Source organism: Vitreimonas sp., assembly GCF_035627415.1.
Classification (GTDB): domain Bacteria; phylum Pseudomonadota; class Alphaproteobacteria; order Caulobacterales; family Aquidulcibacteraceae; genus Vitreimonas.
The window spans coordinates 78,863-103,212 of record NZ_DASPLU010000009.1 but is presented as its reverse complement, the minus strand read 5'-3'; the positions used below and the strand labels follow the sequence as shown (position 1 = coordinate 103,212).

31 protein-coding genes are annotated in these 24,350 nt (G+C 65.8%); 13 read left to right on the top strand and 18 right to left on the bottom strand.

All coding sequences use genetic code 11. The features are described 5' to 3' along the window. Window positions 1-12: 12 nt before the first annotated feature. The 3 genes from VEA80_RS06220 (at window position 13) to VEA80_RS06210 (ending at window position 1,062) form a co-directional block, all read left to right on the top strand. On the top strand, window positions 13-438 hold the full coding sequence (locus VEA80_RS06220; protein WP_325059835.1) for a Gmad2 immunoglobulin-like domain-containing protein: 426 nt from the start codon (window positions 13-15) through the stop codon (window positions 436-438). Window positions 439-514: 76 nt separating this feature from the next. Beyond that, window positions 515-730 carry an AbrB/MazE/SpoVT family DNA-binding domain-containing protein gene (locus VEA80_RS06215; protein WP_325059834.1) on the top strand — a complete coding sequence of 72 codons (216 nt, stop codon included), beginning with the start codon at window positions 515-517 and terminating at the stop codon, window positions 728-730. After that, entirely contained in the window at window positions 730-1,062 is a 333-nt protein-coding gene (locus VEA80_RS06210; RefSeq protein ID WP_325059833.1) for a type II toxin-antitoxin system PemK/MazF family toxin, read from the top strand. Before VEA80_RS06215 ends, VEA80_RS06210 begins: the two co-directional genes overlap by 1 nt. 1 nt (window position 1,063) lies before the next feature. Here the strand turns inward: VEA80_RS06210 and VEA80_RS06205 are convergent, their stop codons facing one another. The 4 genes from VEA80_RS06205 to VEA80_RS06190 are packed head-to-tail and all read right to left on the bottom strand — an operon-like array spanning window position 1,064 to window position 4,296. Next, window positions 1,064-2,122, bottom strand: coding sequence for an aromatic ring-hydroxylating dioxygenase subunit alpha (locus VEA80_RS06205; RefSeq protein ID WP_325059832.1), 1,059 nt, complete (start codon window positions 2,120-2,122; stop codon window positions 1,064-1,066). Beyond that, the gene (locus VEA80_RS06200; protein ID WP_325059831.1) at window positions 2,119-2,346 is read right to left on the bottom strand and encodes a hypothetical protein; all 228 of its coding nucleotides are present in this window, start codon (window positions 2,344-2,346) and stop codon (window positions 2,119-2,121) included. The genes VEA80_RS06205 and VEA80_RS06200 overlap by 4 nt, the downstream gene beginning before the upstream one ends. A gap of 22 nt (window positions 2,347-2,368) precedes the next feature. Beyond that, window positions 2,369-2,821, bottom strand: a complete 453-nt coding sequence (locus tag VEA80_RS06195; RefSeq protein ID WP_325059830.1) for a protease inhibitor I42 family protein — start codon at window positions 2,819-2,821, stop codon at window positions 2,369-2,371. Beyond that, window positions 2,818-4,296, bottom strand: a complete 1,479-nt coding sequence (locus tag VEA80_RS06190) for a M20 family peptidase (protein WP_325059829.1) — start codon at window positions 4,294-4,296, stop codon at window positions 2,818-2,820. Before VEA80_RS06190 ends, VEA80_RS06195 begins: the two co-directional genes overlap by 4 nt. Before the next feature lie 109 nt (window positions 4,297-4,405). On the opposite strand from VEA80_RS06190, the gene VEA80_RS06185 reads away from it, so the two are divergent. Both VEA80_RS06185 and VEA80_RS06180 read left to right on the top strand, forming a co-directional pair. Continuing rightward, window positions 4,406-4,855 carry a hypothetical protein gene (locus VEA80_RS06185; protein ID WP_325059828.1) on the top strand — a complete coding sequence of 150 codons (450 nt, stop codon included), beginning with the start codon at window positions 4,406-4,408 and terminating at the stop codon, window positions 4,853-4,855. 102 nt (window positions 4,856-4,957) lie between these two features. Then, a complete protein-coding gene (locus VEA80_RS06180) occupies window positions 4,958-5,275 on the top strand; it encodes a hypothetical protein (protein ID WP_325059827.1) in 318 nt (105 codons plus the stop codon). Between the two features lie 104 nt (window positions 5,276-5,379). On the opposite strand, the gene VEA80_RS06175 is transcribed toward VEA80_RS06180, so the two are convergent. After that, entirely contained in the window at window positions 5,380-6,147 is a 768-nt protein-coding gene (locus VEA80_RS06175; protein ID WP_325059826.1) for a molybdopterin-dependent oxidoreductase, read from the bottom strand. Continuing rightward, complete coding sequence (locus VEA80_RS06170) at window positions 6,144-6,908, bottom strand: cytochrome b/b6 domain-containing protein (protein ID WP_325059825.1); 765 nt, start codon at window positions 6,906-6,908, stop codon at window positions 6,144-6,146. Before VEA80_RS06170 ends, VEA80_RS06175 begins: the two co-directional genes overlap by 4 nt. Window positions 6,909-7,047: 139 nt before the next feature. On the opposite strand from VEA80_RS06170, the gene VEA80_RS06165 reads away from it, so the two are divergent. Continuing rightward, window positions 7,048-7,542 (top strand): cell envelope integrity protein TolA, encoded by a 495-nt coding sequence (locus tag VEA80_RS06165; RefSeq protein WP_325059824.1) that lies wholly within the window; start codon window positions 7,048-7,050, stop codon window positions 7,540-7,542. Window positions 7,543-7,544: 2 nt separating this feature from the next. Here the strand turns inward: VEA80_RS06165 and ccrA are convergent, their stop codons facing one another. Next, window positions 7,545-8,813 carry a crotonyl-CoA carboxylase/reductase gene (gene ccrA / locus VEA80_RS06160; RefSeq protein WP_325059823.1) on the bottom strand — a complete coding sequence of 423 codons (1,269 nt, stop codon included), beginning with the start codon at window positions 8,811-8,813 and terminating at the stop codon, window positions 7,545-7,547. Window positions 8,814-8,985: 172 nt separating this feature from the next. On the opposite strand from ccrA, the gene VEA80_RS06155 reads away from it, so the two are divergent. Continuing rightward, complete coding sequence (locus tag VEA80_RS06155) at window positions 8,986-10,953, top strand: protein meaA (protein ID WP_349257223.1); 1,968 nt, start codon at window positions 8,986-8,988, stop codon at window positions 10,951-10,953. Beyond that, complete coding sequence (locus tag VEA80_RS06150) at window positions 10,950-11,687, top strand: GNAT family N-acetyltransferase (RefSeq protein ID WP_325059821.1); 738 nt, start codon at window positions 10,950-10,952, stop codon at window positions 11,685-11,687. The genes VEA80_RS06155 and VEA80_RS06150 overlap by 4 nt, the downstream gene beginning before the upstream one ends. Window positions 11,688-11,691: 4 nt before the next feature. On the opposite strand, the gene VEA80_RS06145 is transcribed toward VEA80_RS06150, so the two are convergent. From VEA80_RS06145 to VEA80_RS06115, 7 genes are all read right to left on the bottom strand, one after another. Continuing rightward, a complete protein-coding gene (locus VEA80_RS06145; RefSeq protein WP_325060101.1) occupies window positions 11,692-12,801 on the bottom strand; it encodes a heavy metal-binding domain-containing protein in 1,110 nt (369 codons plus the stop codon). Continuing rightward, window positions 12,801-13,772 (bottom strand): GlxA family transcriptional regulator, encoded by a 972-nt coding sequence (locus VEA80_RS06140; RefSeq protein ID WP_325059820.1) that lies wholly within the window; start codon window positions 13,770-13,772, stop codon window positions 12,801-12,803. Before VEA80_RS06140 ends, VEA80_RS06145 begins: the two co-directional genes overlap by 1 nt. 63 nt (window positions 13,773-13,835) lie before the next feature. Next, window positions 13,836-14,231 carry a hypothetical protein gene (locus tag VEA80_RS06135; protein WP_325059819.1) on the bottom strand — a complete coding sequence of 132 codons (396 nt, stop codon included), beginning with the start codon at window positions 14,229-14,231 and terminating at the stop codon, window positions 13,836-13,838. A gap of 11 nt (window positions 14,232-14,242) precedes the next feature. Beyond that, window positions 14,243-14,617, bottom strand: coding sequence for a VOC family protein (locus tag VEA80_RS06130; RefSeq protein ID WP_325059818.1), 375 nt, complete (start codon window positions 14,615-14,617; stop codon window positions 14,243-14,245). A gap of 12 nt (window positions 14,618-14,629) precedes the next feature. Beyond that, window positions 14,630-15,535, bottom strand: coding sequence for an SRPBCC family protein (locus VEA80_RS06125; RefSeq protein ID WP_325059817.1), 906 nt, complete (start codon window positions 15,533-15,535; stop codon window positions 14,630-14,632). Further along, the gene (locus tag VEA80_RS06120) at window positions 15,532-15,888 is read right to left on the bottom strand and encodes a metalloregulator ArsR/SmtB family transcription factor (RefSeq protein WP_325059816.1); all 357 of its coding nucleotides are present in this window, start codon (window positions 15,886-15,888) and stop codon (window positions 15,532-15,534) included. Before VEA80_RS06120 ends, VEA80_RS06125 begins: the two co-directional genes overlap by 4 nt. A gap of 50 nt (window positions 15,889-15,938) precedes the next feature. Then, window positions 15,939-16,598 carry an EI24 domain-containing protein gene (locus VEA80_RS06115; protein ID WP_325059815.1) on the bottom strand — a complete coding sequence of 220 codons (660 nt, stop codon included), beginning with the start codon at window positions 16,596-16,598 and terminating at the stop codon, window positions 15,939-15,941. Window positions 16,599-16,669: 71 nt separating this feature from the next. Between VEA80_RS06115 and lepB the strand changes: the two genes are divergently transcribed. Continuing rightward, entirely contained in the window at window positions 16,670-17,425 is a 756-nt protein-coding gene (lepB, locus tag VEA80_RS06110) for a signal peptidase I (RefSeq protein ID WP_325059814.1), read from the top strand. Here the strand turns inward: lepB and VEA80_RS06105 are convergent. Continuing rightward, a complete protein-coding gene (locus VEA80_RS06105; protein WP_325059813.1) occupies window positions 17,419-18,303 on the bottom strand; it encodes a DMT family transporter in 885 nt (294 codons plus the stop codon). The genes lepB and VEA80_RS06105 overlap by 7 nt on opposite strands. 51 nt (window positions 18,304-18,354) lie before the next feature. Here VEA80_RS06105 and VEA80_RS06100 point away from each other — a divergent pair, with 51 nt between their 5' ends. The 3 genes from VEA80_RS06100 (at window position 18,355) to VEA80_RS06090 (ending at window position 21,753) form a co-directional block, all read left to right on the top strand. Beyond that, window positions 18,355-18,870, top strand: a complete 516-nt coding sequence (locus VEA80_RS06100; protein WP_325059812.1) for a DUF1003 domain-containing protein — start codon at window positions 18,355-18,357, stop codon at window positions 18,868-18,870. Between the two features lie 290 nt (window positions 18,871-19,160). After that, window positions 19,161-20,999, top strand: coding sequence for a ribonucleoside-diphosphate reductase subunit alpha (locus VEA80_RS06095; RefSeq protein WP_325059811.1), 1,839 nt, complete (start codon window positions 19,161-19,163; stop codon window positions 20,997-20,999). Window position 21,000: 1 nt separating this feature from the next. Beyond that, entirely contained in the window at window positions 21,001-21,753 is a 753-nt protein-coding gene (locus tag VEA80_RS06090) for a toll/interleukin-1 receptor domain-containing protein (RefSeq protein WP_325059810.1), read from the top strand. Here VEA80_RS06090 and VEA80_RS06085 read toward each other — a convergent pair. Both VEA80_RS06085 and VEA80_RS06080 read right to left on the bottom strand, forming a co-directional pair. Next, a complete protein-coding gene (locus tag VEA80_RS06085; protein ID WP_325059809.1) occupies window positions 21,750-22,037 on the bottom strand; it encodes a hypothetical protein in 288 nt (95 codons plus the stop codon). The genes VEA80_RS06090 and VEA80_RS06085 overlap by 4 nt on opposite strands. A gap of 779 nt (window positions 22,038-22,816) precedes the next feature. Then, on the bottom strand, window positions 22,817-23,620 hold the full coding sequence (locus VEA80_RS06080; RefSeq protein ID WP_325059808.1) for a helix-turn-helix transcriptional regulator: 804 nt from the start codon (window positions 23,618-23,620) through the stop codon (window positions 22,817-22,819). A gap of 82 nt (window positions 23,621-23,702) precedes the next feature. Here VEA80_RS06080 and VEA80_RS06075 point away from each other — a divergent pair, with 82 nt between their 5' ends. Continuing rightward, window positions 23,703-24,083, top strand: coding sequence for a hypothetical protein (locus tag VEA80_RS06075; RefSeq protein WP_325059807.1), 381 nt, complete (start codon window positions 23,703-23,705; stop codon window positions 24,081-24,083). A gap of 3 nt (window positions 24,084-24,086) precedes the next feature. Here VEA80_RS06075 and VEA80_RS06070 read toward each other — a convergent pair whose 3' ends face one another. Beyond that, entirely contained in the window at window positions 24,087-24,323 is a 237-nt protein-coding gene (locus tag VEA80_RS06070) for a hypothetical protein (RefSeq protein WP_325059806.1), read from the bottom strand. Between the last annotated feature and the right edge of the window lie 27 nt (window positions 24,324-24,350).

The following is a 24,350-nucleotide window of genomic DNA, read 5'->3' as shown; positions in this document are numbered from 1 at the left end:
AGAAATCAGCGCATGAGGATCGCTCTTCTCTCCTTGGCCCTCGCACTGGCCGTCGGCGCCTGCACGCCGCCGCCGACCGGGGCGCCGCCGCAGACCGCTCCCGCCGCCGAAACGCCAGCCATCGTCATCGAGACGCCCATGCCGAACGCGCGCGTGACGAGCCCGCTGCGTGTCGAGGGCACGGCTCCGGGCGACTGGTTCTTCGAAGCGGTCTTTCCGGCGCAGCTCCGCGGCGCAGACGGCGAGTTGATCGCCGAAGCGCCGGCGCAAGCGCAGCGCGATTGGATGACCGAGGCGCCGGTGCCGTATGTCGCCGAGCTTCGGTTCAGCGTCGCCGAAGAAACCCCAGCGACGCTCGTGCTTAAAGAAGACATGCCGAGCGGCCTACCAGGCCAGCGTGAGATCAGCGTCGCGGTCGTGCTGCTGCCGGCGCCGTAGCTTGTGCGCCGACTGACCGCGGCGACCCGTAAACACACGTTGACCGGCGGTCCGTAAGACGGTAAGACATCTTACCATGACGCGAGTTACCGCAAAAATCACCAGCAAGAGCCAATTGGTGCTCCCCAAAGAGGTGCGCACGAAATTGGACATCGGACCAGGCGATACGCTGGCGTTCCGGATCGATGAATTTGGGATCCACATCGAGAAGGCCGCAGCGGAAGACGACCCTTTCACCACCTTCGACGAGTGGGCGAGCAAGGCCGACGACGAAGCTTATCGGGACCTCTGATGCCGTTCGCGCAGGGCGAGATCCTGGTGTTGCCGTTTCCTTACAGCGACAAGCTGGCTGAGAAGAGACGGCCCGCTGTCGTCGTCTCCAAACCCGCGCTTGAGCGCGGGCACAAGTTGCTATGGGTCGCCATGATCACGAGCGACCGCGGCGTGAGGCGCCCGCACGATGTACCGATCGCTGATTTGCCGCGCGCTGGACTGCCGGCCGCGTCTATCGTGCGTCCGGTGAAGCTCGCTACTATCGAGCCCTCGCGCGTGCTGCGCAGCGCAGGAACATTGACGCGCGCGGACTTGACGATGGTCCTGGAAGCGTTGCGCAAGCTGATCTGAATCAGCTCATCCACTTCAGCGTCGTCGGCTCGATCGGGTTGACGAACTCGCGGTTCTCTTCGCGGCTGCGCGTCCATTCGCGCTTCAATTTCAAATACCACTTCGCCTGCACGTCGATGTCGTCGATCCAGAGCATCGACGGCCCGTACTGCAGACCGGTGTTCTGCAGATCGACCATGCGGCCGTCCTGATCGAGAAACTCGCGGCCGGCCGGCACGAGGATCGGCTTCATGACGTCAAGAAGCGGCGCATTCTTCCAATAGGTCACTTGCGTGATGCGCGTCGAACTCTCGTTCTCCGGCGTCAGGCAGGTCAGCGTGAACAGGCGCGAGTTCGGATTGTCGACCACTTCCCAGCGGAAGCCCGGCAGCATGAACGAAATTTCCGTCGTCACCTGGCCGCCGAACAGCATGCGATAGGCGAGCGAATTGCCGCTCGGCGCATGACGTTCGATCGCCCAGCCGCGCTCCCGCGGCACGAAGCGCTTCTGCTTGAGCTTGCGCCCCGCGCTCGGCGGGCGCCACCACCATTGATTATGGACGTACGGCACGTGCGCGGGGTCCATCAGGCCGACCACGGCGTTGTCCATTGTCGCCGCGAAGATGCGGTGAATGACGAATTTCGGATCGAGCAGATCGCCCAAGCCAAATTCCGGCGGCGTTGGCGGCTCGCCGGCGAAGCGCGGATCGGAGGAGACGAACACCAGCACGATGCCGTTCGCCTCGTGTGTCGGAAAGCGCCGCACGCGAATGCGGCTCGCTTCGTAGGGCTGGCCCTCCACAAGGGAGGGGATCTGCTTGCAGACGCCGTCCTGCGTGCCGAAGCGCCAGCCATGATAGGGGCACTCCACCGTCTGCACGCCATTGGTGGGTTCGATCCGTCCGGCTGACAGCGGCACGGCGCGATGGGGGCAGATGTCGCGCAGCGCGAACGCCCTACCCTCTCCGTCGCGCCCCAGCACGACCGGCTCGCCCAGGATTTCGCGCCGGAACATCGCCCCGCGCTTCAGCTCGCGCGAGGTGGCGGCGAAATACCAGAGGTCGCGCAGAAGATCGCTCATCGGGAGGCGAAATACAGCAAGGCGGGGATGGCGACAAAGCCTAGCGCAGCGGAAACGACAATGCCGCAGACCGAGAGCGCCGCGAGCGTCCACCTGCGGCGGCGCAGCTCCGGCGGCCGCGCGGAGTTCATGGCGCCGCCGGCGAAATAGATCGCGCCGAGCGAGCCGGCCACGACGCCGGCGAGCGCCAGCAGATAAAGCAACATCTGCGCCAGGAAGATCATGGCGCCAGTCGCCGCTCCGCTCTCACCGGGCGACGATCGTCACGCGGAACGTATCTGTCGCCGGCTCGTCGCTCTCCCATGGCCGCCGCTGCTCGAGCACCAATTCGCCCGTGCTCGGCGCGGTGGCGACGAACATCAGCACTTCCCAGTGATTGCCGCCGGCGTAGCCGGGCTGGCTCTGCTCCTGGATCGTGTTGCCGCTGGCTTCGCCGGCGCGCTGCACGAATGCGGGCAGCGTCGCCGGGGCCCAGATGTAGCCCGCAGTCGGCACGCCCACGAGTTCGACCGCGAAGCGCTGGTTGACCGCGACTTCGATCGTCTGCCCATTCTGGTCGGCGGTGATGCGCGTCGCCACGTCCTGCGGCGTCGGCGCGGGCAGCGAGCCGTCAGCCACTGGCGCTTCCTCCTTCGCCTCTTGCGCGGGCGTGCAGGCGCACAGCGCCAACGCACACGCGACAAGCATCTGCCTCATCATTGCATCGCTCCTGCTTCCATCAGCCCGACGTAAAATCTGATCATACGGTCGAGATTGGCGATCGAGAGCCGCTCATTGAGGCCGTGCGGCATCTCCAAATCCTCCGCCGACAAGAGGATCGGCTGATACCGGTACACGTTTTCCGCGACCGCCGCATAGTGGCGCGAATCCGTCCCGGCCAACACCAAGCCCGGCGCAACCGGCGCATCGGGCAGGCTCTCGCGCGAAAGCCCCGCCAGCAACGCATAGCTGGAGGACGTTGCGCTCGATATTTCCGAAGCTTCGCGCGGCGGCTCGGCCCAATCGATGGTGACCCCGTCGAGGTCCGACACCGCTTGCCGTGCGCGGCGCAGCAGCCCGGCGGCGTCATCGCGCGGGTGGACGCGGAAATTGATCATCGCCGTCGCTTCGCCGGGCAGCACGTTCGGCCGGACGCCGCCGTCAATCATGGTCGGTGCGATGGTCGTGCCGAGCAGCGCCTGCGCCGCCGGGTCGCCCGCCATGCGCTGGCGCAACAGCGGCCCGAACAGCCATTCGTTCGCCACCGCCATGCGATTGGTGAAGCTCAGCTCCGGCGCGAGGGCCCGCATCATCCCGAGAGCCGGGCCGCCCTCGAGCTTGCGCTCGATCGGCATGGCGTGAATGCGGTCGACGGCTTCGGCCACCAGTGAAACAGCCGTTTCGCTCGGCGGCATCGACGAGTGCCCGGGTTGGCCGACCGCCCGCACCCGCAGGGTGCCCGAGCCGCGCTCGGAGATGCCGATCATCGCTGCCGGGCCGCCGGTCAATGGGTGCCGATCGAGCGCGGCCAAGCCTTCATCCAGCACGAACCAAGCGCGCACGCCGCGATCGGCCAACAGGCGCGCCATCAGCACCGCGCCGCCATCGCCGCCTAATTCCTCATCGTGGCCAAAGGCGAAGATGATCGTCCGCACCGGCCGCCGCCCCTGCCGGGCCAGGTATTCCGCGGCCTCCATCAGCGCGACGAGCGAGCCCTTGTCGTCGATCGCGCCGCGGCCCCACACCGCATCCTCGCGCACGACGCCGCCGAACGGGTCGACGGTCCAGTTCTGGCGGGTGTCCTCCGGCACAGGCACAACGTCCTGATGCGCCAGGAGAATGATCGGCGGCTGCGCCGGATCGCTGCCTTGCCATGTGTAGAGCAATGAGAGTTCGCCGACGACCTCACGCTGCGCCGCCGCGTGAAACGCCGGATACCGTTGCTGCAGCCAAACGTGGAATTGCTCGAACGGCGCGCGATCTTCTGCCTCGCTGACCAGCGAGACGGTGCGGAAACGGATTGCTTCGCCCAGCCGCTGCGCCGCGCCGCTGGTGTCGATGCCATAAGCTGATGCGTCGGCGATCTCCACCGCCGCCAGGGGCGGCGGCGCTGTGAATGAAAATGTGCGATAGCCAACGAAGCCGACGACCGCCAGCGCCAGCGCGCCCAACGCCGCCAGAATAAGTCGTATCATTAAATCCCCGCCTCTCTTGCTTAATTGGAGGCCTTCCGGCGCCGAACGTCAATGAGGATGCGGAACGGGGTTCCAGTTCGTTCGTTGGACTTCGCGCACGGAGGGATTTATGGCGCGGACTGACCAACCCGATCTCGAGACGACGCTGCTGGAAGCAGAGGCCGAAGACGATCTCGGCGTCGTCGACTTTCTGGAGATGTTCGCGCTCTCCCTAACGGAAGGCGCGACCGAGGCGATCGCCCAGATGTGGGAGACGCCGGCCCTGGTGATCTCCGACGAGGACGTCCGCGCCATCGGTGAGCGCGAAGAATTGCTCGAACTGTTCGCCGGCGCCCGCGAACATTACAATTCCGCCGGCGTCACCGACACGCGGCCGGAGGTCATCCGGCTCGACGAGATCACAGACAAGGTCGTCATGGTGCGGGTGCGCTGGCCTTGGCTGGACGACGAGGGCAACGAGCTGGGCGCCGAATGCTCGACCTACACGCTGCGCCAATCGGCGGCCGGCGACTGGAAAATTCGCTGCGTGGTCATGCACGGGGCCGAGGCGCTCAATTGAGGGCTTGCGGCAGCGCAAGTTCCCCGGACACGAAAGCATAGCTCCCGGTGGAACGATACCGGCGCTGCGCGGTTGGGGCTGCGTTCAAGGAAGGAGCGCCTCATGCGTACTCTCATCGCTGCCGCGGCCCTGGCCGCTCTGGCCGCTTGCGGCCAACAAACCACCACGGAAGAGACGCCGGACACGACCGCCGACACGATGACGACGCCGGCCCCGGCCCCCGCGCCGGCCGTGACGATCACCGAGGCCGACGCGCGGACTCGGCTCGAGGCGGAAGGCTACACCAACATCACCGGCCTGATGCAAAACCCCGACGGCACTTGGAGCGCCACCGGCACCCGCAATGGCGAGACGACCCAAGTCACCGTCGGCGAAAGCGGCGTCACCGTCATGACAACCCCGGCGCCGACGACACCGTAAGACTCCCCGCACTTCTCGCTGACATCTTAGCCCCGCGCCGGCAAAGCGCGGGGCGATTTGTCATGCCGCAGGCTGCGCCAACTTGTGGCGCGCGGAGGCCGCGGTCATATCCCCGCGTACCATTCGTAGCCGCGGTCTTCCCAATAGCCGCCCTTGCCGCCGCCGATCTGGGCGAAGCTTTCGACTGCTTCGATGCGCATGACGAACTTGGCGTGCTTGTAGCCGAGCTGGCGCTCCACGCGCAGCCGGATGGGTGCGCCATGCGCCACACGAAGCGGCTCGTCGTTCAAAGCGTAAGCGAGGATCGTCTGTTCGTGGTAGGCGTCGATCAGGTCGATGCTCTCGTAATATTTCGCTGCGCGCGGATTATCCGCGGTGTTGTCGGCGCAATAGAAGACGAGATAGCGCGCCTCCGGCCGCAGCCCTGCGCGATCCAGCAGCGGGCCGAGCCGCGCGCCGGTCCATTTGCCGATGCAGCTCCAGCCCTCGACGCAATCATGACGCGTGATCTGCGTGCGCGGCGACGCGGCGCGGAGATCCTCCAGCGACAGCTCGAGCGGCGTTTCAACCAGGCCGTCGATCCTGAGCCGCCAGTCGCGAAAGTTGCCGGCGACATGCGCGAGATATTCAGGATCGCGCGGGTCGCGCGAGCCGTTGACACGGAACGACGGCGCGATGTCGGCGCTCAGATACTCGCGCGCCAAGGTGCGCCGGTTCATGAGCAGCCGCTGCGCCGCCATCGACATTTTCTCGCCGATCGAGAGCCCCCTGCGCACGGCCGGCGAACTAGCCATGGAATCGCAGGCGCTCAGCAGCAGCGAGCCCGCGGCGGCAAGCCCGCCGACGATCCAGTTGCGACGATCAAGCTTCATGAGCGCTCTCCCGCGGGGTTCGTCTTGTCCTCCGTAGCTTTGGCGAAAGAGGATGGCGCTTCGGGGTCGACCACATAGCGTCCCGTGATCATCGAGCGCAGGTTGTTCCAGAAGCCGGCGAGGATCACGAGGGCGACGTGCACGAAAATGAACAGCACGATCAGCGCGGCGCTGATGAAATGAATCGTCCGCGCCGATTGCCTGCCGCCGAACAGGTCCAGCATCCACGGCGCGATCGCGTTGAACGCCGGCGACATGGTGAGCCCCGTCATCAGCATCAGCGGCAGCAAGACGAAGATGACCGCGAGATAGCTCAGCTGCTGGATGGGATTGTAGCGCCGCACGTGCGGGAAGTGGAAACGCGCGTGCTCCTTGGCGACTTGCGGCAGGCTGCGAAGCTCCGCCTTGGTCGGCGTCAGCTCGCGCGCGAAGTGGCGGCGCAGGAACCCGACTGCCAGGTAGATCACGCCGTTGATGACGAACACCCAGGCGAAGAAGAAATGATAATTGCGCGCCGTCGCCAAATCGCGCACGGGCGGCCATTTCGGCCAGTGCGTCAGGTCAAACCGCAGCCATGGATCGCCGAACGTGGACTGGCTGCCCCAATAGAGCGCCGGGTGCGCCGCCAGGATGTTGATGCCGGACAGCACCAGGAACAACACGCAGATCACGTTGAGCCAGTGCGTCACCCGCACGGTCGTCGTGTGGCGATAGACCGAGACCTTTCCGCCCGGCGCCGGAACATCCTTGTGCAGGCGCATCGCGCCTCCGGTAGGAACGGCGATAAAGCGCCGCTCGCGCCTCTGTACGTATGAGGCCAGCTTGGGGTTTCAGGCCTTCCAAGGGGATTGAATAAGTGCGACGCTTGTCGGCGGAATCTGTCCGAATGGGTGCGGGCACATGAAGCAAGCATGGATCGCGCTCCTGGCGCTGGCCGCCTCGTCCGCGGTCGCGCAGGAACCGGCGGAAACGGAGGATGTCGCGCGCGCAGAAGCTCCGGCTAACCAGGCGTTCGATCTCTCCGGCCTTGTGCGGGTCATGGACAGCGCTTCAGGCGGCGCAGACGATCGAAGTGTGCGTCGCGCTCTAAATGCCGAGGAGCGCGCAGCGGGTCTGCTTAGAACGCACCTAGCTCAATGTTGGCGCCAACCTGATGCAATCGACCGCCGCACAAGAGTGACGGTGTCCTTCACACTCGACCGTGACGGCCAGCTCATGGGCGAGCCGCGACTCTTGTACGCAAGCGGACCGCATCGCGCCCAGACCAGGGCGCTCCGCCAGTCGGCGATCGACGCGATCCGCAGCTGCGGGCCGTTTCCGATGGCGACGGATCCCTTCCTCGCCGATCGCTATGATGTCTGGCGCGAGGTCGAAGCGGTGTTTGCGCCGGAGTGAAATCAACCGGGCTTGGAATTCTCCAGCACGTCTTCCCAAGTCCGCAGCCCGCTCCGCTGCGCGTTCACCAGCACAGCCATGTTCCCCGGCGCGTGCTTGTTATCGAGCATCTTCTCGTGCGCGTCGGGAATCTTGTCCCAAGGCAGCACTTCCGACATCGCCGGATCGATGCGGCGGTCGATGACGAGCTGGTTGGCTTGGCTCGCGTGATAAAGATGCGCGAAGTGCGAGCCCTGCACGCGCTTCTGGCGCATCCAGAGAAAGCGCGCGTCCATGGTGAGATTGTAGCCCGTCGTGCCGGCGCAGATCACCACCATGCCGCCGCGCTTGCACACCAGCACCGAAACCGGGAACGTCGCCTCGCCCGGATGCTCGAACACGATGTCGACGTCCTTGCCGCCGGTGTGCTCCCAGATCGCTTTGCCGAACTTGCGGCTCTCTTTCATGTACTCCGCGAACTCGGGGCCATTCACCTTCGGCAGCTGGCCCCAGCAATTGAAGTCCTTGCGGTTCAACACCGCCTTCGCGCCCATCGAGAGCACGTAATCCTTCTTGCTCTCATCGGAGACAACCCCGATCGCATGCGCGCCGCTCACTGCGCAGAGCTGCACGGCGAAGACTCCAAGGCCGCCGCTCGCGCCCCACACCAGCACGTTCTGCCCGGGCCTCAGCACGTTCGGGCGCCAGCCGAACAGCATCCGATAGGCGGTGGCGAGCGTCAGCGTGTAACAGGCGCTCTCCTCCCAGGTGAGGTGCTTCGGCCGCGGCATCAGCTGGCGCGCCTGCACCTTGCAGAATTGGGCGAACGAGCCGTCCGTCGTCTCGTAACCCCAGATGCGCTGGCTCGGCGAGAACATCGGGTCGCCGCCATTGCACTCTTCGTCGTCGCCGTCGTCCTGATTGCAATGGATGACGACTTCGTCGCCCGGCTTCCACCGCTTCACCTTTGCGCCCACCGCCCAAACGATGCCCGAGGCGTCGGAGCCGGCGACGTGATAGGGCTGCTTGTGGACATCCAGCGGCGAGATCGGCTCGCCGAGCCCGGCCCAGATGCCGTTGTAGTTGACCCCCGCCGCCATCACGAGCACCAGCGCCTCGTCCTCGCCGACTTCCGGCACCGGCACCTGCTCGAGTTGCATGGCCTGGAGCGGGCGGCCATGGCGCTCCTTCCGGATCGCCCACGCCCACATCATTTTCGGCACGTGATGCGGCGGGGGAATCTCCCCGATGGCGTAAATGTCCTTGACGGACTTCAGGTTTGCCTGAGCCATGGCGCCCTCGCGATTTATGCTGCAATGCACAATGCCAGCATTCTGTTCCTCGTCAATGCCGATCGCGAGATCGCAGTTTTGAGGCCTGTGAGGCGGAATCGTCGAGTTGGCGGCCAAGAGCGGGGCGTTTGGGCTGGCGAAAGCCGATTTTGCGGTGCAGCATCGAGAGCGCATGACGCCGTTCCAGCACGCCCCCGACCCGCCCTGGATCTTCCGCACCTACGCCGGCCATTCGACGCCGGCGGAGTCCAACAAGCTCTATCGCACGAACCTGGCGAAGGGGCAGACCGGACTCTCCGTCGCCTTCGATCTGCCGACGCAGACCGGCTACGACAGCGACCACGTCCTCGCCCGCGGCGAAGTCGGCAAGGTCGGCGTCCCGGTGGGGCACCTCGGCGACATGCGCGCGCTGTTCGAGGGCATCCCGCTCGAACAAATGAACACCTCGATGACGATCAACGCGCCGGCGGCTTGGCTGCTCGCGCTTTACGTCGGACTCGCGGAGGAGCAAGGCGCCGACCCCAAGAAGCTCACCGGCACGACGCAGAACGACATCCTCAAAGAATATCTCTCGCGCGGCACCTACATCTTCCCGCCCGCGCCATCGCTCAAGCTGACAGCCGACACCATCGCCTGGAGTCTCGACGCGATTCCAAAATGGAATCCGATGAACGTCTGCTCTTACCACTTGCAAGAAGCCGGCGCGACGCCGGAGCAGGAGCTGGCCTTCGCCCTCGCTGCGTCGATCGCGGTGCTGGATGAAGTGAGAGCGCGCGGCGAAGTGGCGCCTGAGCGTTTCGCGATCGTCTTCAGCCGCATCTCATTTTTCGTGAACGCCGGCCTGCGCTTCGTCACCGAGCTCTGCAAAATGCGCGCGTTCGTGGCGCTGTGGGACGAGATCGGCCGCGAACGCTACGGCGTCGACGACGAGAAAGCTCGCCGCTTCCGCTATGGCGTACAGGTCAACTCCCTTGGCCTCACCGAGCAGCAGGCCGAGAACAACGTCTACCGCATCCTGCTCGAAACGCTCGCCGTCACGCTCTCCAAGAACGCGCGCGCCCGCGCCGTGCAGCTGCCGGCCTGGAACGAAGCGCTCGGCCTGCCCCGCCCGTGGGACCAGCAATGGTCGCTCAGAATGCAGCAGGTGCTGGCCTACGAAACCGATCTCTTGGAATACGAAGACATCTTCGACGGCTCCAAAGTCATCGAGGCGAAAGTCGCGGAACTGATCGAAGGCGCGCGCGCCGAGTTGAAGACGATCGAGCAGATCGGCGGCGCGGCGGCAGCGCTCGACCACATGAAAGCGGCTTTGGTCGAATCCAACCGCCGCCGCATCGAGCAGATCGAAGCTGGCCGTCAAAAGGTCATCGGCGTCAACGCCTACGCCGAAGGCGAACCCTCGCCGCTCGAAGCCGGCGAAAAGAACATCCAGACCGTCGATCTCGCCGTCGAAGCCGAGCAGATCGCGCGCCTGAAAGCCTGGCGCCACGCCCGCGACGGCGCAGCCGTCGAAGCCGCACTGGCGGCGTTGCGCGGGTCGGCACAAGAAGACCAGAACATCATGCCGGCGTCGATCGCCGCCGCCAAGTCCGGCGTCACCACCGGCGAGTGGGCCGCGACATTGCGCGAAGTCTATGGCGAATATCGCGGCCCCACCGGCGTTGCGCTGGTGATCGAAACCGGCGTCGAAGACGCCGAAGCGGTGAAGCGCGATGTCGCCGCCCTCAGCGAAAGACTCGGCCGCCAGCTCACCTTCCTCATCGGCAAGCCCGGCCTCGACGGCCATTCCAACGGCGCCGAACAGATCGCCGCGCGCGCGCGCGCCGTCGGCATGGACGCGATCTACGAAGGCATCCGCTTGACGCCCGCCGAGATCGTCGCCGCCGCCAAGCAGAAGCGCGCGCACGCCATCGGCCTCTCCATTCTCTCCGGCTCGCACCTCGATCTCGTGCAGGAGGTCGTGCGCCTCATGCGCGCCGAAGGCTTGGAGAATGTCCCGCTCGTCGTCGGCGGCATCATTCCGCCGGCCGATGCGTTGGCGCTTCGGCAAATGGGAGTCGCCGGCGTCTACACGCCAAAGGACTTCAAGATCACCGGCATCATGGCCGATGTGGCGAGGCTGGTGGCTGAGAAAGCGTGAGCGAAATACACAAGCTCGAACGCGCCTGCATCCGCGCGTGGCCGGCAAAGCACGAGACCGACATCCACGGCTGGCGCGCCTTCGCCACAGCCGGCCGCTCAGGACGCGTGAACTCGGCCTGGCCGCTCGCATGGCGCGGGAGGGATCTCGCCGCCGCGATCGAGGCTGCCGAGGCCTGGGCAGCGACGCACAACATTCGCGCCGCGTTCAAGCTCGCCGACGGCGCTATCCATCCCCCGTCTCTGCCCGACGCCCTCGCCCAGCGCGGCTATCGGCCCGAAACCCCGACTCTCGTCATGACGCGCACACTCGGCCAGACGCCGCCGCCCGATCGCCTCGTGCAGCTTGCCGACGAACCCACCGATTCCTTCTGGACCCCGCTCCGCCTCGCTGCGCCGAGCCCCGAAGATTTCGCCGAACGCGCCGACATCGTCCTGCGCACGACGCCGCCGCGCGCCTTCGCCATCGCCCAACTCGAACACCAGCCCGCCGCGATCGGCTTCGGCGACATCACTGACGGCCTGCTGGGCCTTTATCTCATGCGCACCGCGCCGAACGCACGCCGCCAGGGTCTCGCGCGCGATATCGTTCGCGCCCTCTGCGGCTGGGGCGCGGCGAACGGCGCACACACGGCCTATCTGCAAGTCGAGCAAAGCAACGAAGCCGCCGTCGCGCTTTACGCCAGCGACGGCTTCGAAACCGCGTACAGCTACAGCTATTGGATCAAGCCCTGATCGATCAGGCCTCGTAGAGCAGACGCGCGGCCGCTGCGCTCATGGCGCGGAAGTCGTGGCCGACATCAGGGACGGTTTGCAAGCGCCAGTGAAACGGCGCGCCCATCGCCTGCGCCTGTTGCGCGCCGACCTCAAAGAAATATCGCCCGCGGCTCAGACGGCCGATCCCCTGCCGATCGATCATCGGCGTGTGGATCTGCGTGCCGCCAGCTTCGTCGCTGTTGTCGTTCTCGCCAAGCAGCAGCGTGAGTTGCGCAGCGAACGATTCCGCAAGCGAGGCTTCGCTGACGCCCGTCCCCGCCAAACCGACAGGCGGCGGCGTCTGCAAATCCGGCAGCGTGTAGAATCCCGAATTGGCGGCGACGATGCGCTCGGCGCGCGAGCGCGGATGAAACAACGCCAGCCGGTGCAGGATCTGCCCACCCGCGGAGTGCCCGAACACGTCGTAGCCGTTCCGCTCCGCGCCGGCGGCGGCCGCAAGCAGCGCGACGATGCGGTCGAAGTCGTTGAAGAGCCATTCCTCGCGGCGCGGATTAATGGAAAAAGAAATATCCTCGTCGCGCACGTGAATCACGTCGAGTGGCTCGCCGTCGGGTCCGGTCGGCAAATTGCGGATGACGAGATCGCGGACGACGCCGCCCATGTGGTAGGCGGCGAAATCGTAGTCCGCCGCCGGATAACTCGGCGACGCAACCAGCAAGCTCTTCCGCTCCGCCGTTTCGATCCAAGCATCGCGATACTCATCGCCATCGCGCCCGGCGCCCGGAATGACCAGCAGGACACGCGATTGCGGCGTGAACGAGTGCGGTTTGTAATAGTGAACGGTGACGCGCTTGTTCTCGTCGCCGCGCCCGCCACGCGTGACGAAGGCGCCGGCGCCGATTTCGAGCGCGCTCGGCTCGAGCGGATAGTCCCGCTTCGGCGTCAGCGTCATGCCGCAGGCGGGACAGGTCCCGGGCGCGGAGAACTCGACGCCGTCCATCGCGCATCCGCACGGCGGACAGACATAGCGCGTCGCTGCAGCGGCCGTCGCCGAAAACCCGCGCGGCCCCGCGCAGGCGCAAGCCGCCCCGGCAAGCGCGCCTTGCAACAGAGAACGTCGGCGAACCCTCATCATGCCCGTCCCTTCTTCATCGCGAAGCGACGGCGATATTCGCTGGGCGCGACGCCAAACTGACGCTCGAACGCCCGGCGAAACACGTCCGCGCTCTTGAACCCCGTCGCCGCGGCGGCCTGGGCCACGCTCGCGCCTTGCGCCAGCAGCGTGCGCGCCGCATCCAGGCGCATCGTCTTGAGGTAACTCGCAGGCGGCGCGCCAAACGCCTCGTGAAAGCGCCGCGCGAACTGCCGCGAGCTTAGTCCCGCTCTTGCCGCCAACGCTTCGACCGAAAGATCGCCGCTGAGATTGCTGGCCGCCCAGCGGCATACGTCCTTCAGCCGGCCCGCCGCCGCCGCCTGCATCTTCAACGGCTCGGAGAACTGCGCCTGTGCGCCGGTGCGGCGCAAGAACACGACGAGTTCGCGCGCCGCTTCCATCGCCGCACGCGAACCGCAGTCCGCCTCGATGATCTCCAGCGCGAGATCGATTCCGGCGGTGACGCCGCCGGAGGAATAGAAGCGTCCGTCCTTGAGGAAAAGCGCATCGGCGTCGACGCTGACTTTGGGGTAGCGGCGCTGCAAATCGCGCGCATGCGCCCAGTGCGTCGCCACGGTTCTGCCGTCCGCGAGCCCCGCCTCGGCGATTGCGTAAGCGCCGGTGCAGACAGCGGCTATGCGGTTGAAGCCGGCGTGATTGCGCCTGATCCAAGTCGCGAGTCGGTCGAGCGTCTGCGGCTCACGCACGCCTGCCCCGCCTGGCACGATCAGCAGGTCGCCGCGCGCACGCGCCGGCGCCGGCGCGTCCGCACACAGGCGCAGCCCGGATTCCGAGCGCACCTGCCGCGCGCCGACGGACCAGACGCGCGGCGCATAAAGGCGCGCTCCGTTGTCGTCCCGCGCGGATGCGAACGCTTCGAGCGGCCCAGACACGTCGACCGCGTTGACGCCTTCGAACAGGAGGACGGAAACTGTGCGTTGCTTGCCCACGCGGGCACTCTACGCGCGGACGCCCATGTCCGAAACGACAATCATCCGACCTTATCGGACATCTCAGGCCACAGCCGCCGCGCGCCGCGCCGCGAGATGCGCCCCCAACCATGCCGCCGTCGGCGCGAGCACAACGCATGCCGCCGTGAACCACAGCGGATGCGCGATCATCACGAGGTTCGCGAACGTCGCCGCTGTCAGCAAACCGCCCGCGATCCAGCCGGCCCAGACGCGCGCCGCAATCTTCGCGCCGGCGAACGCCGCCACGAACGCCGCGAGCGCGTAGGCGACCGGCAGTGCGGCGAGTTTGTGAGCCGGGACCGCGCGCACATCGGCGACAAACTTCTCAAGCGTCGTCGGCGGGAAGACGAGGTGATTGAGCACATCGCCCGCCATCACCACGCCTAGGCCCAGCGCCGCGCCCAGAACGACGCCCAGTATGATTCGAAGAATGCTCATGCCGCCCTCCCTCAAAATGGCTTCGGCTCCCACAATTCGACCTTACGCCCTTCCAGGTCCATGATGTGCGCGAAGCGTCCGTTGAACGACTCTTCCCGATGGATCGCCTCGACGCCTTCCTTCGCGCAGCGCGCCAACACGGCATCGAGGTCGTCGACGACGAAATTGAACATGTAGTCGTGCGCGGAGGGCGCGATGTGGCCGCCATCGGCCATCGGCGAGAAGACGGTCGCGGAACCGGGCTTGTCTGCAAGCGTCTGCGGCAAGAACACGACGCCGCCCCACTCCGTGAACTCGAATCCGAGCACCCGCGCATACCAATCGCGCAGCGCCTTTGCGTCGCGCGTTTTGAAGAATACGCCGCCGACGCCCAGAACCTTCGCCATCTTCGCCTCCCCTCAATCCGGATGCGCCGACGCATCGAGCGTCTTGCCTTCGGCCACCGCCGTGATCCGCGACAGGAACCAGCCCCAACCGAACGGATAGTCGCTGACATCCACCGCCCGTACGAAACCGTCATGCAGGAAGTCGACCCGCGTGCCGGCGCCTTCCGGCTTCAGCTTCCATAGCACGCGCTGATCCGGCACGCTCTTGTCGCCGCGCCAATCCGGCCATGTGATCGCGAGCCGCTCGTTCTCGACGTATTCGAGAATCTTCATTGGCGGCGCCGTCATCTTCTGTCCGTCCTTTTCGAACTCCATCTTCAGGTGCCAGTCGCCGCCGAGCTGGGGATCGACCGCCGCGGCGACGCCGAACCATTGCTGGATCTTCTCCGGGTCGATCAACGTGCGGAACACCGCCGAGGGCGGCGCATCGATGTAGATCGAGAGCGTGACGTTCGGATCGGGATCCGAATAATCCACCAGCATCTTGCCCATGCCGGCGCCGACATGAGCGGAGAAATTGCCCCAGTTGAAGCGCCAGAGATCGTCGATCATTTCCTTGGCGCGGTTGATGGCCGGCGCCTCAGCGAAGCTGTGCGCGCCTTTGAGCACCGTGCCTTCGGCGTTGTCAGGATCGCCCTCCAACACGAAAGACACTTCACTGTCGCGATCGTGGATGCGCCAAGTATAGGCGAGCGCCTGGCTCGGCGCGAACTTGGTGATGCGCCCGTTCGCTTCTTCGCGCGAAGGCGTTCCGTACGTGTGCCTGCCCCAGAAGCGATAGGCGCCGCCGAGTTCAGGCGACACTTCCGCGTGCTCGGCGAACCATTGCTTCAGCTCATCCGCATCGGTGAGCGCAGCGAAGACGCGCGCCGGCGGCGCCGGCAGCTTCCACGTGAACTCGTGCTTCAATTCGCTCATGAGTCACCCTTCTTCGCTTTGGCCTTCGCGTCCGCTTCGACCACACGCTTCAGATCGACCAGCTTCGCCGCCCAGAACAGCCGGTAGGGCTGCAGCCAGCGATCCACCGTCCGCAGCGCTTCCGGGTCGAGCGTATAGAAGATCTGCGTCGCCTCGCGCCGCTCGCGCAACAATCCCGCTTCGCGCAGCACCCGCACGTGTTTGGCGATCGCCGGGCGGCTCACCGGAAAGCGCCGGGCGATGTCGCCCGCGCTCATCTCGCGATGGCGCACCAGGTCGAGAATCGCCCGCCGCGTCGGATCGGCGATGGCGCCGAACGCGCCGTCCGTCCGTGGGCGGGAATGCGTAACCATGTGGTTACATTTATCCGACCTCAAACCGCCGCGCAACAGAAATCGCACCGTCAGGAGCCGGAGCGCACCGCCTGCACCAGCCGCGTCATCGCGCTCGCGCCGACCAGCGGCGCGAAGAACGGGATCACCGAGCAGGCGAGGCCGACGAAGAAGACGCTGAGGCCGTTGCGCTTCCGCAGCGCCACCGCTTCGCGATAGCTCATGTGCCGCGCCGCCGTGATGGTCGCGTATTCGCGCCCCATCAGATAGCCGTTGAGCGCATAAAAGGTCAGCGCGTTGACGCCGGGAATGAAATAGAGCGGGATCGCCACGAGGTTCAGCAGCAGCGCCGGCAGGGCGATGCGCGCGCCGTTCAGCACGCCCTCGGCCAGCGGCACGTTGCGCGCTTTCGGCGCGCCGATCTTCTTCTCCACCCGCTCGGCGGCGAAATCGAACAGCACGCCGCCGACGACCATCGAGATCGCCGGCGAGAGCGCGATCGCCAGCACCACCACGGCGACGCTGGCGACGAACTCGCCGAACGTCGTCACGTTGCCGAACCATCCGGCGCCATCCGGGATCAGCGGCACGACATAGCGGATCAGCGCCGTCGCCGCGAGAATCGTCAGCGTCACCGCAATGACGAGGTTAATGATCGCAAGCCACGTCAGCCGTCCGAAAATGACGTCCTTCAACCCGCCCAGGATCGCCGTCATCGCCCGCATCAGCATGCGCTCCCGCCGCTTCGCCCTTGACGCCAGCCTATTCGCTGCTCAGCCTCGTTGCACAGGAGATTTGCGGCATGGCGGAAACGGAAGCAGCGTCGGCGGGCTGGCGCGGGGAAATGCTGGACTGGGCCAAGACCCTCGCCGGCGCCTTCCTCGCCTACGTCGCCTTCACCACCGTCGCCTTCGCCCAATACGAGATCCCGTCCGAGAGCATGGTGCCGCACCTCGAAGTCGGCGACCGCGTCACCGTCTCGAAATTCGCTTACGGCTACAGCCGCCATTCGCTGCCGTTCGAAGCCGGTCGGCTGCTGCCGGCGAACGCGCAGCGCCTGCTGGGCGGGCTTCCGCGCCGCGGCGACGTCGTCGTCTTCATTCATCCGCGCAGCGGCGAGACCATGATCAAGCGCCTGATCGGCTTGCCTGGCGACATGATCGAAGTGCGCGCCGGCGCGCTCTTCATCAACGGCGAAGCCGCCGCCGTCTCCCAACCCGAACTGTTGCTGCGCCGCGCCCATCCCGGCGTGCGCGAGTGGACCCAGCGCGCCGAAGAGCAGCTGCCCGGCGGCGCCGCGCACGCCGTGCACAGCCTCACCGCCGCCGGCGACTTCGACACTTTCGGCCCCTACCGCGTGCCGGCGGATCATCTCTTCTTCATGGGCGACAATCGCGACAACTCGCTCGACAGCCGCTGGGACGGCATGGGCCCGGTGCCGGTCGAGAACCTGATCGGCCGCGCCGAAATCGTCTACGCCACGCGCATCGATCCGTGCGCGCGCGATGCGTCGTTCGCCTGTTCGATGCCGCGCTGGCTGCGGCCGCTGCATCACTGAGTCTTCGCCGGCTGGCCGGCCCGCGCGCGCTGCGCCACGAACAGCCCGGCCAAAATCAAAGCTGCGCCAAACAGCGCGAGCGGCCCCAGCGCTTCGCCGAAAATCAGCCACGACAGCACCGCCGCCGCCAGCGGCTGCATCCAGAGCAGCACCGTTGAAATCAGGATCGGCAGCCGGCCGACGCCATAGGCGATCAGCCCCTGTCCGCCGACCTGCACGACGACGCCGAGCCCGATCAGGATCAGCCAGCCCTGCAGCGAATGCGGCAACAGCGGCTCGCGCAGCAGCAGCGCCAGCGCAAACGTCACCACAACGCCGCTGAGGCCCGCCCAGAACATCACCCCGCCGACGCCGACGCGCGCGCCGATCGCGCGCAGCATCAGCAGATAGGCCGCGTAGCCGAACGCCGATCCCGTCGCCATCAGATCGCCGATCCAGCCTTCGTCCGCGCTCGTGGGCGCGACGGCGGCGGGGGCGCGGCCGATCGCCAGCAGCACCGCGCCCGTCAGCGCCACCGCCCCGCCCAGCAGCACGCCCGGCGCGATCCGCTCTTTCAAGAGCAGCCAGCCGAACACGGCCGCGAAGATCGGCGTCATGTTGGTGAGCAGAGTGGCGTTGGCGACGGTCGTCTTCGTCAGCGATGCCGCCCACAGGCTGAGCTCGAGCGCAAAGAAGACGCCGGCGATCAGCAACAGGCGCACATCGCGCGCCGCGCCGCGTTTGTCGTTCGCGGCCCAGAGCGCCAGGATCGGCAGCGCGAACACGAAGCGCCACAGATTGGTCGCCACCGGCGGCAGATCCGAGAGCCGGACCCCGATCGGCGCCAGCCCGATCAGCGCCGCGCCCACCAGCACCGCCAGCGCCGCCTGCCCGTTCATACCGGCGCCGCCAGGCCAAGAACCCCCATCCGCCCCCGGCGTTCTTCGTCGGTGGAAAACCAAACCCCCAAGCGGCCCCCCTCGACCATCGTCAGCAACATCGAGGCGATTGCCCGGCTCGAGGAAGAAAGCAATCGCGCCCGGACTTTCGCCGACCGCATATCGGACGCGATCGCCGGTTTTGCCGGAACGCTCTCGTTCGTGGCCGTTCACATCGCCGTGTTCGCGCTTTGGGTGGTCTGGAACCTGGGCTGGCTCGGCCTGCCGCGGTTCGATCCCTATCCGTTCGTCTTCCTCACCCTTCTCGTCTCCTTCGAGGCCGTGCTGATGGCGACGTTTGTGCTGATCAAACAGAACCGGATGAGCGCCAGGGCCGACGAACGCGCCCATTTCGACCTGCAGGTGAACCTCCTCACCGAACGCGAGCTGACCAAGGCGCTGCAGCTGCTCGATTCGATGGCGCTGCGACTCGGCGTCGACTCGGACGCCGAGATTCGCGAGCTGGAGAAGGTCACGGCGGTGGACAAGCTCGCCGAGGAGATCCGCGAGCGGCTCCCCGATCCGTAAACGGCCAGTCCCAAGGCCCCCGAAACGATGCCGGCCGTGACCGGATCGTCATGGTTAACGCACCCATTTCTCCACACCGCCATCAACAGCTTGCCCCCGGAAAAATCAGCCTTGCGGACGGTTCGCCATTGACCCTGAATTAACCGATGGCATCACTACATATAGCGGTGAGGTTCGCGATCCGGCCCTAGGGCATGTGGTTTGGTCGAGAGCCGAGTCGGATTAACACAGAGCTAAATTTGGGGGCGAAAGCGATGCAGGCACGGGCGGAAAAAGCAGGGGTCCACCGCATGGGCGAGGTCCATCGCGGCAAACCCAAGCCGCTGCGCCCGCTGAAGGTGGTGGAGAAGGTCGTGACCGATCCGAGCCGCGATGCGCTGCTGACCGAGTTCGGCAAGACCACGCTCAACGACCGCTACCTGCTGCAGGGCGAAACCTATCAGGACATGTTCGCGCGCGTCGCCACCGCGTTCGCGGACGACATCGGCCACGCTCAGCGCATCTACGACTACATCTCCAAGCTCTGGTTCATGCCGGCGACGCCGGTGCTGTCCAACGGCGGCGCCGAGCGCGGCCTGCCGATCAGCTGCTTTCTCAACGCGGTCGGCGACTCGCTCGACGGCATCATGGACACCTGGAACGAGAACGTCTGGCTCGCCTCCAATGGCGGCGGCATCGGCACCTATTGGGGCGGCGTCCGTTCCATCGGCGAAAAGGTCGGCCAGAACGGCCAGACCAGCGGCATCATCCCGTTCATCCGCGTGATGGATTCGCTGACGCTGGCGATTTCCCAAGGCTCGCTCCGCCGCGGTTCGGCCGCGGTCTATCTCGACGTGCACCATCCCGAGATCGAGGAATTCCTCGAAATCCGCAAACCGGCGGGCGATTTCAATAGAAAGAGCCTCAATCTCCATCACGGCCTCAACATCACCGACGAGTTCATGATCGCGGTGCGTGACGATCTGCCGTTCGCGCTGCGCAGCCCGAAGAACGGCGAGCCGCTGAAGCACGTGAATGCGCGCAAGCTCTGGCAGAAGATCCTGGAGCTGCGCCTGCAGACCGGTGAGCCCTACATCATCTTCTCCGACACCGTGAACAAGGCGATGCCGAGCCACCAGAAGAAGCTCGGTCTCAAGGTGCGCCAATCGAACCTGTGCTCGGAGATCATGCTGCACACCGGCATGGATCATAACGGCCGCGAGCGCACCGCCGTCTGCTGCCTCTCCTCGCTGAACGCCGAGACGTTCGCCGAGTGGGAAAAAGAGCCGCAATTCATGGAAGACGTGTTCCGCTTCCTCGACAACGTGCTGCAGGACTTCATCGAGCGCGCGCCGCCGGAAATGGAGCGCGCCGTCTATGCCGCGATGCGCGAACGTTCCGTGGGCTTAGGGCTCATGGGCTTTCACTCGTTCCTGCAAAAGCAGGGCGTCAGCATGGAATCGGCAATGGCCAAGGTGTGGAACAACCGCATCTTCCGCCACATCCGCCGCGGCGCCGACGCAGCCAGCGTGAAGCTCGCGCAAGAGCGCGGCGCCTGCCCCGACGCGCAGGAAGCCGGCGTCATGGCCCGCTTCTCGCACAAGCTGGCGATCGCGCCGACCGCCTCGATCTCGATCATTTGCGGCGGCACCAGCGCCGGCGTCGAGCCGATCCCGGCCAACATCTACACGCACAAGACGCTCTCGGGCTCGTTCGCGGTGAAGAACCCCTATCTCGAGCAGCTGCTCGAAGAGAAAGGCAAGAACACCGAAGCGGTGTGGAGCTCGATCCTGAAGAAGGAAGGCTCGGTGCAGCACCTCGACTTCCTCAGCGAAGACGAAAAAGCGATCTTCAAGACCGCGTTCGAGATCGACCAACGCTGGATCGTCGAACTCGCCGCCGATCGCACGCCGCTGATCTGCCAGTCGCAATCGCTCAACATCTTCCTGCCAGGCGACGTCGACAAATGGGATCTCCACATGCTGCACTGGATGGCCTGGGAGCGCGGCGTAAAGAGCCTCTATTACTGCCGCAGCAAGAGCGTCGCCCGCGCCGGCTTCGCCGGCGACGAAGGCAAAGCCGAAACCGCCGAAGCGCCGACGATGCCGGCGGAGAAGACGGACTACGAGGAATGCCTGGCCTGCCAATAGCATGAACAACAAGAGGCTCCGCGCACTTGAAAGAGTAGACCTTCTTCGGAACATCTCCGCGGAGTTGGGCAACCGTTACAACTTCACGGACATTGATAACCTGCTGGAGGGTCTCGGGTTGCCGGAGCCGGAATGGGGCAATGGTTGGCAGAGCGTGGAGGCGTATGCGAAAGTGGCGCTCCGACACAGTTCGGACGAAACGCTGCTTGAGATGGCAGCCGATCTCCAGATTGATACGTCCGCCGTCGCGGCGGCCGTATCCGATCCGCCTGCCACTTGGCGAGATGGACAGAATTTCCGCTTATTCATCAGCCATCGCTCACAACAGAAGCACGAGGCAAATAGGCTGCGAGAGGAACTACTTCCCTTCGGCATCTCGGCTTTCGTCGCGCACGATGACATTGAACCAACCGCTGATTGGCAACGCGAAATCGACCGAGCTCTCCGCACATCAGATGCTCTGCTAGCTCTGCTCGCAGAAGGATTTTCAGGCAGCCCATGGACTCAACAAGAGATAGGGTATGCGCTCGCTCGTCGCCTACGCGTCATTTCTCTCAAGTTCGATGGAAGAGAGGATCCCAAAGGCTTTATCGCGAAAGAGCAATCTCTTTCACGTGCAAAGATGGACGCCAGACAAGTAGCAGCTGAAATTGAACGTGTACTCTCGACTGACGCATCAACTCGGGATCGCTTTGCGTATTACAAGCAACTTCGCGCGAAGCTCTCAGAGCAGGATGACGAGATTCCATTCTAGCCGGCGGCAATGATGTGCGCACTCCTCCCCTTCTTCCGCCGCCCCTTCCGCGCAGTCTTGTACGGAATAATCTCCCGCTTCGGCTGCCACGGCGCGGGGTCGGGATCGGCCCAGGAGCGCGGCTTCACGCCTTCGAAGTCGAGCGGGATCGTCTCCAGGCCGTCGTCGGGAATGCCCGGCATCTTGGCGTGCCCCATGCGCAGATGATGCGCGATCTCGTCGGGCGCGTGCGGATCGTAGAGCTGGCGGCAAAACGCGCAGCGGCGATAGGTTCGCTCTTCCATGGCCGTCTCTCCAGACGACCCCATGCGCTTGGCGATTTAGGCGTTGCGCAGTCGCCCGTCTCGCCGCCGGCGCCGGAAAGTGGGGATAGAGAAGCGCTCTATCCTCCGATTTCGCGCCGGCGCGTGGAGGTTGGACCGCGGGCCTTCAGGCCCGCTTGGCGCTTATCTATCAAGCATGAGCGCCACATGCGGGCCTGAAGGCCCGCGCTCCAATCCGGCGATTTTCGCAAAGCTTATCCGACCCCTCTCAAGCTGCCGTACAATGCTCCTCGTCTCGCACACGGGAGCTTTCGAAGACGTCCGAAACGACGAGAGGTGCGAGACACGGTCGGTGGGAGTTGCCGGCGGGGAGTGAAACCGTCGGGTCCAGGTGAACGGAACGCCTGCCCATTGCACCGGCGAATTGGGAATGGAGCTAAGCCCCGAGACGCCATCCGTCGATGGCGGGTTGCGTCGGAGCGGATACGGCCTGGTGTGAAGAGGCGCGTCCGCATTCCATCGTGCAGGAGGCGAGCTTTCGCAAGAGAGCCAAGCACAACTCCTCGTCCCAGGCCGGGAAAAACGATCGGCGAACGGGGCGCGCGAAGCGCGCGGCGTTGATCGGAGACGATCAACGCACCCCATTACGGACTACCGAGCGCGGATCGCGCGCCCCGTCTCCCATTTTGGGGGCAGTAGGCAGTAGGCAGTCGCGACGCCGCGCAATAGCGCCGCCGCTGACGATGACGCACGCCCGTACAAGCGCGCCTTCCTATTTCCCACTGCCCACTGCCTATTGCCTAAACCCTCACCAACATCGCCGCGCTTTCGGAATCCGCCGGAAAGAAGCTCTCGATCGCCAGCTCATCGAGCGTCACATCTTGCGGCATGCCGAACACGCTGGTGACGCCGAACAGGGAGAGCACGCCATGCGGCATCTTCAGCTTGAGCGGGGTGATGACAGGCGCCGCATCGCGCAACGGCGCAGCGTGCGCGCCGCCGCCGGGATAGCGGCGCAGCTCCGCGAGCAGCTCGGTGAGCACGGCATCGGCGGCCGCTGCGATCTGGCGCTCGAGCCTGGCGAAGATGTGTTCGCGCCATTCGTTGAGATTGAGGATGCGCGGCGCGAGCCCTTCAGGATGCAGGCTCGCGCGCAGCACGTTGACGGGCGGGGCAAGCAGGGCGGGCGCAATCGCGCCCATCAGCTTCAGCGCCGCGTCGTTGGCGGCGATCAGCGTCCAAAGCCGGTCGATCGCCAACGCCGGATTGGGCGCGTGGCCCTTCAGCACGATGTCGACCGCGGCGCGCGCGGCGGCGAGATCGGGGTGGTCGAGCCTGCGCTCGCCGAATCGCGGCGCAAACCCGGCGGCGACCAGAAGCGCATTCTGCTCCCGCAGCGGCAGCTCGAGGTGCTCGGCCAGCTGCAGCACCATCTCGCGCGAGGGCGCGGCGCGCCCTGTCTCGACGAAGGAGAGATGCCGCGTCGAAACCCCGGCTTCGCTGGCGAGGTCGAGCTGGCTCATGCGCCGGCGCTGGCGCCAAGTGCGGAGGTGATCGCCGAAAGTCTGCGCGTGCTGCATGCGTGCGACCATAACCGCTCGCATAGCCGCCGCCATTACCTCGGACGTAATCGCCTGCCTGGCGGCCGCGCGGCATCCTGGGCGCGTCAACCCAACGGAGGACCACATGGACTCGCTCTTTCTTCGCCGCGTTCTGCTCGCCGACGCCCTCGTCTCAGGCGCGGCTGGCGTCGCCATGATCGTCGGCGCCGGCCTGCTCGCGCCGCTCCTCGCGCTGCCGCAAGCGCTGCTCGTCGTCGCGGGGTTTGCGCTGATGCCCTGGACGCTGGCGCTGACTTTTCTCTCGCGCATGGTGCTCATGCCGAGAAACGCCGTGCGCGCGGCGGTCGCGGTGAACATCGCCTGGGTGCTGGGCTCGATCGTAGTGCTGCTGGCGTTCGGCCCCAGCCTGTTCGGCTACGCCTTCGTCATTGCGCAGGCGGTGGCTGTCGGCGTCTTTGCGGAGCTGCAGATCGTGGCGTTGAAGCGCGAGCCGGCGCGCGCCTGACGCTCAACCGCCGGACGGCGTCTTGCGCGGGTCGACGGCGTTGTCGCCCCGCGCTCGGCGCTGTTCGAGCGCCCGCGCCTGCGCGATCTCCGCCGCGGTCGGCGCTGCGCCGCCGGCTTCTTCGTCCGTGCCAAGCGGCGCCGCCGCCGGATCCAATCCCGGCGCCTTGTCGCCGGTCCGGCCGCTGTCGATATCGCCTCGGAGCTGCGCCGAGGTCGGCTTTTTCGCTTTTTGCGTCATCGCTGGCGAACCGCGGCAGGGAGGCGC